Source organism: Proteus sp. G2675 (genome assembly GCF_963886535.1).
In the GTDB taxonomy this organism is placed as follows: Bacteria; Pseudomonadota; Gammaproteobacteria; order Enterobacterales; family Enterobacteriaceae; genus Proteus; species Proteus mirabilis.
Map to the genome: position 1 here is coordinate 42,401 of NZ_CAWPCB010000018.1, position 7,600 is coordinate 50,000.

The 7,600-nt window shown below is 38.8% G+C and carries 8 protein-coding genes; 2 read left to right on the top strand and 6 right to left on the bottom strand.

What is annotated here, in order from left to right:
* Positions 1–76: 76 nt before the first annotated feature.
* Positions 77–757, top strand: a complete 681-nt coding sequence (gene nlpE, locus AACQ49_RS04915; RefSeq protein WP_004245452.1) for an envelope stress response activation lipoprotein NlpE — start codon at positions 77–79, stop codon at positions 755–757.
* A 116-nt stretch (positions 758–873) separates the two neighbouring features.
* Here nlpE and proS read toward each other — a convergent pair whose 3' ends face one another.
* From proS to metN, 6 genes are all read right to left on the bottom strand, one after another.
* Entirely contained in the window at positions 874–2,589 is a 1,716-nt protein-coding gene (gene proS / locus AACQ49_RS04920) for a proline--tRNA ligase (RefSeq protein WP_004245451.1), read from the bottom strand.
* Positions 2,590–2,763: 174 nt separating this feature from the next.
* On the bottom strand, positions 2,764–3,471 hold the full coding sequence (tsaA, locus tag AACQ49_RS04925; RefSeq protein WP_004245450.1) for a tRNA (N6-threonylcarbamoyladenosine(37)-N6)-methyltransferase TrmO: 708 nt from the start codon (positions 3,469–3,471) through the stop codon (positions 2,764–2,766).
* Positions 3,468–3,878 (bottom strand): Rcs stress response system protein RcsF, encoded by a 411-nt coding sequence (gene rcsF, locus AACQ49_RS04930; RefSeq protein WP_004248708.1) that lies wholly within the window; start codon positions 3,876–3,878, stop codon positions 3,468–3,470. Before rcsF ends, tsaA begins: the two co-directional genes overlap by 4 nt.
* Positions 3,879–4,008: 130 nt before the next feature.
* Positions 4,009–4,824 (bottom strand): MetQ/NlpA family lipoprotein, encoded by an 816-nt coding sequence (locus AACQ49_RS04935; protein ID WP_004248707.1) that lies wholly within the window; start codon positions 4,822–4,824, stop codon positions 4,009–4,011.
* 94 nt (positions 4,825–4,918) lie between these two features.
* A complete protein-coding gene (locus tag AACQ49_RS04940; RefSeq protein WP_004245447.1) occupies positions 4,919–5,572 on the bottom strand; it encodes a methionine ABC transporter permease MetI in 654 nt (217 codons plus the stop codon).
* Positions 5,565–6,596 carry a methionine ABC transporter ATP-binding protein MetN gene (metN, locus tag AACQ49_RS04945; protein WP_004245446.1) on the bottom strand — a complete coding sequence of 344 codons (1,032 nt, stop codon included), beginning with the start codon at positions 6,594–6,596 and terminating at the stop codon, positions 5,565–5,567. Before metN ends, AACQ49_RS04940 begins: the two co-directional genes overlap by 8 nt.
* Before the next feature lie 210 nt (positions 6,597–6,806).
* Here metN and gmhB point away from each other — a divergent pair, with 210 nt between their 5' ends.
* Entirely contained in the window at positions 6,807–7,373 is a 567-nt protein-coding gene (gene gmhB, locus AACQ49_RS04950; protein WP_004245445.1) for a D-glycero-beta-D-manno-heptose 1,7-bisphosphate 7-phosphatase, read from the top strand.
* Positions 7,374–7,600 lie beyond the last annotated feature (227 nt).

The following is a 7,600-nucleotide window of genomic DNA, read 5'->3' on the forward strand; positions in this document are numbered from 1 at the left end:
ACCCTTTTTGCTTAAAAAAATGCTAAACTAGCATTGAAAACGAGAAATTAGAAAGTACCCAGAACTTAGGGAGTTGATGATGGGGAAAAAACTTTTATTTGCAGCCATTGCTGCAGGGTTATTTATTATGTCAGGCTGCCAAAATAATATTGGCCTGTCACTCGATGGTAAAATTGTTGATCAAACATATAACAGTATTCTACCTTGTGCCGATTGTTCTGGTATCGACACGACTATTCTTGTCAATCAAGATGGCTCTTATGTAATGGAGCAAAGTTACCAAGGCACTTCTGATGACAATCGAAGTTTTTTTGAGTCAGGTACTTGGTCATTAAGTAAAGATAAACTGACCTTGACTAATAGTTATGGCGAGAAGAGTTACTATTTACCTCGTGAAGATAAATTAGTTATGTTGGATATCGATGGTAATGTAATTAATTCGGGTCTTAATTATACCTTAGCAAAGGTTCAACCTAAGCAGTTAGCGGGGGAATTTACCTATTTTGCTGACGCTGGAACCTTTAAAGATTGCCAATCTGGACGTGTCTATGCCGCTGATGGATTAGTATTAGAAAAAGGCTATTTTGCTACAGGCGTTGATGGCGGAACACCTGTCTATCTAGAGGTCAGAGGTTACTATAGTATTCGTCCTTCAATGGAAGATGGACAGTATGATCGTGCATTAGTGGTTACCGATAATAAACCACGCTTTGATCGTCATGGCTCTTGCAATAGCCGTCGTAATAGCAGAAGTTAATTCATTATAAAAAAACCGCTTTAAATAAAGCGGTTTTTTTACGTTAACAAAAGTGGTAACAGCAGTCGTTAAGTTTGGTCAGTTTAGCCCATAAGGGCTAAACAATATTAAATGGATTAAACCAGTTGCTCTTTAATAAAGGCAACAACATCATTCACATTGACCAGCGATTTATCATCACTACGGCGTGCTTTATACTCAACTTGTTCGTTATCCAGATTACGATCACCAATCACGATGGTGTGTGGTACACCAATCAGTTCCATATCTGCAAACATCACACCTGGGCGCTCTTTGCGATCATCAAATAATACATCAATACCCTGTGCACGTAAGTCAGCATAGAGTTTCTCTGCTACTTCTTTTACACGATAAGAACGATGCATGTTCATTGGTAAAATGGCAACTTGGAAAGGTGCGATAGCATCAGGCCAGATAATACCACGAGCATCGTGATTTTGTTCGATTGCCGCTGCAACGATACGAGTAATACCAATACCATAACAACCCATAGTCACAACTTGGTTATGGCCTTCTTCGTTTTGTACCGTCGCTTTTAATGCTTCAGAATATTTCTTACCTAGTTGGAAGATATGACCGACTTCAATACCACGTTTGATAAGTAAAGTACCTTTACCATCTGGGCTTGGATCACCTTCGACAACATTACGGATATCCGCCATTTCAGCAAGAGGTAAATCACGCTCCCAGTTAATACCAAAGTAGTGTTTACCATCAATATTTGCACCAGCACCAAAATCGCTCATAACAGATACAGCGCGATCGATAATGATTGGTAATGGCAAGTTAATTGGACCAAGAGAGCCTGGACCTGCATTAACAGCTTGGCGGATCTCTTCTTCAGTTGCGAAAACTAAAGGTGAAGCGACAATGCTACATTTTTCTGCTTTTATTTCATTGAGCTCATGATCACCACGGACTAATAAAGCCACTAATTTATGACCACTTTCTTCAGTTGCATGAACAATAAGTGTTTTAACTGTTTTTTCAATAGGCAGATTAAATTGTTCAACTAATTCAGCAATAGTTTTTGCGTTTGGTGTATCTACTAAACGTAACTCTTCTGTTGCTGGTGAGCGAGGTGTTGCTGGCATAACCGCTTCTGCTAATTCAATATTAGCAGCATAGTCAGATGCTGTTGAGAATACGATATCATCTTCTCCGCTATCTGCTAATACTTGGAATTCATGAGAGGCACTACCACCAATAGAGCCTGTATCAGCCAATACTGGACGGAAGTCTAAACCAATACGAGTAAAGATATTGCTATAGGCTTGATACATTCTGTCGTAAGTCTCTTGTAGAGACTCTTGAGAGATATGGAATGAATAGGCATCTTTCATGATAAACTCACGTGAACGCATAACACCAAAGCGCGGGCGTACTTCATCACGGAATTTAGTTTGAATTTGGTAAAGGTTGAGTGGTAGTTGTTTGTAAGAGGTGATTTCATTACGAACAATATCGGTCACCACTTCTTCATGGGTTGGACCTAAAACAAAAGGACGCTCACCGCGATCTGTAAAACGCAACAATTCTGGGCCATATTGTTCCCAACGGCCACTTTCTTGCCATAGATCAGCAGGCTGAACAACCGGCATTGAAATTTCAAGTGAGCCTGCGTTGTCCATCTCTTCACGAACAATTTTCTCAATTTTTCTCAGGACACGAACACCGGTCGGCATCCAATCATAAAGGCCAGATGCGAGTTTACGGATCATACCTGCGCGAAGCATGAGTTGATGGCTGACAATTTCGGCATCAGCAGGCGTCTCTTTCAAAGTAGAGAGCAAATAGTGGCTAGTACGCATTATTAGGTTCCATTAGAACAAAAATACTTAGGCTGACTGTCAGGCCAGTCTACATCAATATAAATAGAGAAAGTCTTTAGTCTACCAGTGACTTAGGTTTGCCAAAAGAGGCAAAGCATTTTTTTCAATCTGATTTGCTTAAAGACAAGAAGTTTCAATGTTAGTAAGTGCAAGTTAGCGCGGTTCTATACTAAGAACAAGTGTTTGCTGCCCATTGACTTGCCAACGAATATTAAAATCCAGTAAATGCACGGCATATACTCTATCACTTTGTTCGCTTTTTTTATAAGCAGGACGCGGATCTTGTTGCAATACTTGAGTGATAAATCGCATAAGATGAGGATATTGATGAGAGTAATATTGTAACTGCTGTGTGGCATCTTCAGAAAAAAGAATCTCCATCTCTTCATGAGGAGCATATTGGGCAAAGCCTGCTGTTGCATCAGCAATAGATTCAGCATAGGGAAGGTACGGCTTGATATCAATAATGGGGGTTCCATCAATAAGATCTAGACTGCCTAGTTGCAAGATCACCGATTGCTTTTCAATAATGATATCTTTTAGCTCGACTAATGACATGCCGATAGCATTAGGGCGAAAAGTTGAGCGAGTGGCGAAAACCCCGAGTTTGCTATTCCCCCCTAATCTTGGTGGGCGCACTAATGGATGCCAACCTTGTTGCGCTGTTTGATGAAAAATAAATAATAACCAAAGATGGCTAAATTGTTCTAAGCCTCTTACTGCATCAGGATGATTATAAGGTGTGTGTAGTATTAGCTGGCCTACGCCATCCTGGACTAATCCAGGTTGGCGAGGAACGGCAAATTTCTCTTTATAAGGGCTGATAATATGCCCTATAGATGTTATTTGGTAGCTATTCATTGAGTAATTAATAGTGCTGAACCTTCACAGATTGCCGATTGATAGCAACCCATTCCTGTGACTATTTGGCATTCATGTAATAAAACTGCATTCGCATTTTTATAAGCCGCTTTGATAGCCATTCTTTTTTTCGCAGCAGGTAAGCTTGCGGGTGGATCTTGTAGTGTTTGTCGGCAAGATTCACCGGCAACAACACCTAAATCTTTAAAAGGCGCACCTAAAAGATCTTCTGTTTTTTCAACAATGCGAACAGGAGATAAAGTTTGCTGTTTGGGCTTTTGTGGTTGGCCAGGTTTATTTAAACGCATATCCGTAAACTTAGACTGATCAACATCAGATGATTTCTGCATTGAACAGCCGGTCATAAACAGCGCTATAATGCCAATAAGTAGCAAGCGCATGTGCATGGGTATATCCTCTTTATTATTGTCTATACAAAAATTAAACCGCCCTAATTTAATGCAAATTAGCCCAGTAAAAAAGAGAAAGGCGAACAAATGTCCGCCTTTTTTATTATTAAGTTGAGTTGTGAGATGATTACCAACCTTTTACTGCACCACCGTTAAAAATCTTATTCGCAGCGCTATCAACTTCATCTGTTTGATAAGATTGAATAAATTTCTTCACATTTTCATCATCTTTATTGTCTTCACGGGCAACAATAATATTGACATAAGGTGAATCTTTATCTTCAACAAAAATACCATCTTTTGCTGGAGTTAAGTTAACTTGACTCGCATAGGTTGTATTAATAACCGCTAAGTAGATTTTTTGATCATCTAAAGAGCGCGGTAATTGTGGTGCTTCTAACTCAACTAATTGTATGTTTTTCGGATTTTCAATGATATCCAGTTTAGTCGGTAATAAACCAACCCCTTCCTTTAATTTCACTAATCCTACTTTTTCTAAAAGTAGCAGTGAACGACCTAAGTTGGTTGGATCATTAGGGATAGCCACTTGTGCACCATCGGGTAAATCTGCTAAATCCGTTATTTTTTTAGAATAACCAGCAATAGGGTAAATAAAGGTATTACCTACAGCTGTAATTTTGTAATTACGATCTTTGATTTGTTGATCTAAATAAGGCTTATGTTGAAAGGCATTAATATCAATATCACCACGGCTTAATGATTCATTCGGCATGACAAAGTCATTGAAAGTGACGAGTTCAACATTAAGTCCATATTTATCTTTAGCGACTTGTTTAGCAACTTCAGCAACTTGTTGTTCAGAACCAGAAATAACCCCCACACGGATATGATTGGGATCTTTTTCTTTTTCGCCACAACCTGCTAAAGCTAAAGCACCGACTAACGCACTGACTACAGCAAGTGATTTAAATTTCAATGACATAGATTTACCCTTTCTTTGAACTGGTTAAATAAAAGGTTTCATACAAACTACATTTATTGATTAGATAGTAGATGAATAGAAACCTTTAATTCATTTATTTATGTGTTGTCAGTTTAACTAAACGATCGCCAATAAACTGAATGATAAAAACAAGAATAACAAGTAGTACAATAACGGTATTCATTACTGTGGCATTATAGCCCACATAACCATACTGATAACCAATTTGACCTAAACCACCGGCACCCACAGCGCCCCCCATTGCGGAATAACCGACTAATGTAATGAGTGTAATGGTCGCAGCATTAATTAAACCTGGTAAAGATTCTGGTAATAAAACTTTCTTGATTATCTGCATTGGTGTTGCCCCCATGGCACGAGAAGCTTCAATTAAACCATGAGGTATTTCTAATAAGGTATTTTCTACCATACGTGCAATAAAAGGTGCAGCTCCTACAGTTAACGGAACGATAGCCGCCTGTAAACCAATGGATGTTCCTACTACCATACGTGTAAAAGGGATCATCCAAACTAATAAGATAATAAAAGGGATGGCCCTAAAAATATTAACTAAAGCAGAAATCACTTTATAAGCGGGTGAGTTCGCCATAATTTGCTCTGGTCGAGTCACATAAAGTAAGACACCTAATGGTAATCCAATGACAAAACCAAAAAAGCCTGAGACAAATGTCATGACTAAGGTTTCCCAGATCCCACTAATTAATAAATAAATCATTCCTTCAGACATAACCGAGAACCTCTACTTTCACATGATGCTCTTCTAAAAACGCGATAGACTTTTCTGTGTTACCATTTTTACCGTGTAATTCTGCTAGCATCACGCCAAACTTTACTCCACCGGCATAGTCCATTTGAGAACTTAAAATATTAATATCAGCATCAAAACGACGAGCAACAATAGACATTAATGGCGCATCAACAGATAACCCATTAAATTCAAGCTTTAACAGCGGGAATAAGCCTTCTTCCCACTCTGGCTTCATACGTTCTTTATAATCGTCAGGAATATCCAATTGTAATGTTGATTGAATAAATGCTTGAGAAACGGGTGTTTTAGGGTGAGAGAAAACCTCACTTACCGCATCACTTTCAACTAATTGACCACCACTGATCACGGCAACTTGGTCACAAATACGTTTTACAACATCCATTTCATGAGTGATAAGTAAAATAGTTAACCCTAAACGACGATTAATATCTTTTAACAGTTCTAAAATAGAACGTGTCGTTGCAGGATCAAGAGCACTAGTTGCCTCATCACACAATAAAACGTTTGGTGAATTAGCTAATGCTCGAGCAATCGCAACACGCTGCTTTTGTCCCCCTGATAAATTGGCAGGGTAATACTCTTTTTTATCTGCTAAACCCACTAATTCTAATAACTCATTAACACGTTTATTAATATCTGCACGCGGCGTGTTATCAAGTTCTAGAGGTAAGGCAACATTATCAAATACCGTTCTTGAGGACAGTAAATTAAAATGTTGGAAAATCATGCCAATGCCACGACGTGCTTTGGTTAATTCTTTATCAGATAATTTTGTTAGATCACGACCATCAACCCAAACTTCACCTGATGTCGGCTTTTCTAACATGTTTACACAGCGTATGAGAGTACTTTTACCTGCACCTGACGATCCAATCACACCAAAAATCTGCCCTTGTGGCACATGCAGGTTAATATTTGATAGCGCTTGTATTGAACGCGCTCCCTGCTTAAATACTTTATTTATATTCGTCAGTTTAATCATCTTGTTCTTTATATAAGTAGAATATGGGACATTCACGCTATTCTGCCCGAGTTAAAATAGATGTTAAGGCGTCTAGACGTCCAAGTCAACAAAAAAGAGCAGAAGCGTAATAGGTAATAATAGTCAATAAAAGAAAGAAAGGTGGATATGCTTCTCTATATAAGAAAAAACATGCGATACTAAGCGCAAATATCTAAAAGGAGTAATGCTGTGAGCAAGGGGATTTCTGCGATTTTTTTAGATCGCGATGGAACGATTAATATCGATCATGGTTATGTATCTGAAATTGATAACTTTGAATTTATCGAAGGTGTGATTGAAGCAATGGCTGAATTAAAAGCCATGGGATATGCTTTAGTGCTAGTGACTAATCAGTCAGGTATTGGTCGAGGGTATTATAGTGAAGATCAGTTTTTACATTTAACTGAATGGATGGATTGGTCTTTAGCTGATCGAGGCGTCGATTTAGACGGCATTTATTATTGCCCACATCATCCAGATGCAATTATAGAAGAATACAAAAAAGAGTGTGACTGTCGTAAACCTGCAACAGGTATGTTTATGGATGCGAAAGCACAATTAAACATCGATATGGCATCTTCTTATATGGTGGGAGATAAAAAAGAAGATATGTTGGCAGCAAAAGCGGCTGGCGTTGGGCATAAAATTCTCGTTCGCACAGGAAAAGCGATTACAGAAGAGGCCGAAACTTGTGCAGATTTTGTTCTAGATAGCTTAGCTGACCTGCCAAAATGGCTTAAAAGCCACAAAAAATAGGCACTTCGTTTAATTAACCAACAAACAAACATTTTTTTTCAAAAAACTATTGCCAGCCTCAGAAAACTCCCTATAATGCGTCCTCGTTGTCACGGCACAGGGCGCTAAGCGAACCGGCTGAGAGAACAAAAGAAAAAGTGAAAAGCCTGATAAATTAGCGCTTGACACTGAATGAGGAAGATGTAGAATGCACCTCCTCGCAACAACGCAGAAGACCGGAAACGGCA

What these genes read in the sequence shown, in the direction of transcription:
- nlpE (WP_004245452.1), top strand. Translation starts at nt 77, where the DNA reads ATGATGGGGAAAAAACTTTTATTTGCAGCCATTGCTGCAGGGTTATTT.
- proS (WP_004245451.1), bottom strand. Translation starts at nt 2,589, where the DNA reads ATGCGTACTAGCCACTATTTGCTCTCTACTTTGAAAGAGACGCCTGCT.
- tsaA (WP_004245450.1), bottom strand. Translation starts at nt 3,471, where the DNA reads ATGAATAGCTACCAAATAACATCTATAGGGCATATTATCAGCCCTTAT.
- rcsF (WP_004248708.1), bottom strand. Translation starts at nt 3,878, where the DNA reads ATGCACATGCGCTTGCTACTTATTGGCATTATAGCGCTGTTTATGACC.
- AACQ49_RS04935 (WP_004248707.1), bottom strand. Translation starts at nt 4,824, where the DNA reads ATGTCATTGAAATTTAAATCACTTGCTGTAGTCAGTGCGTTAGTCGGT.
- AACQ49_RS04940 (WP_004245447.1), bottom strand. Translation starts at nt 5,572, where the DNA reads ATGTCTGAAGGAATGATTTATTTATTAATTAGTGGGATCTGGGAAACC.
- metN (WP_004245446.1), bottom strand. Translation starts at nt 6,596, where the DNA reads ATGATTAAACTGACGAATATAAATAAAGTATTTAAGCAGGGAGCGCGT.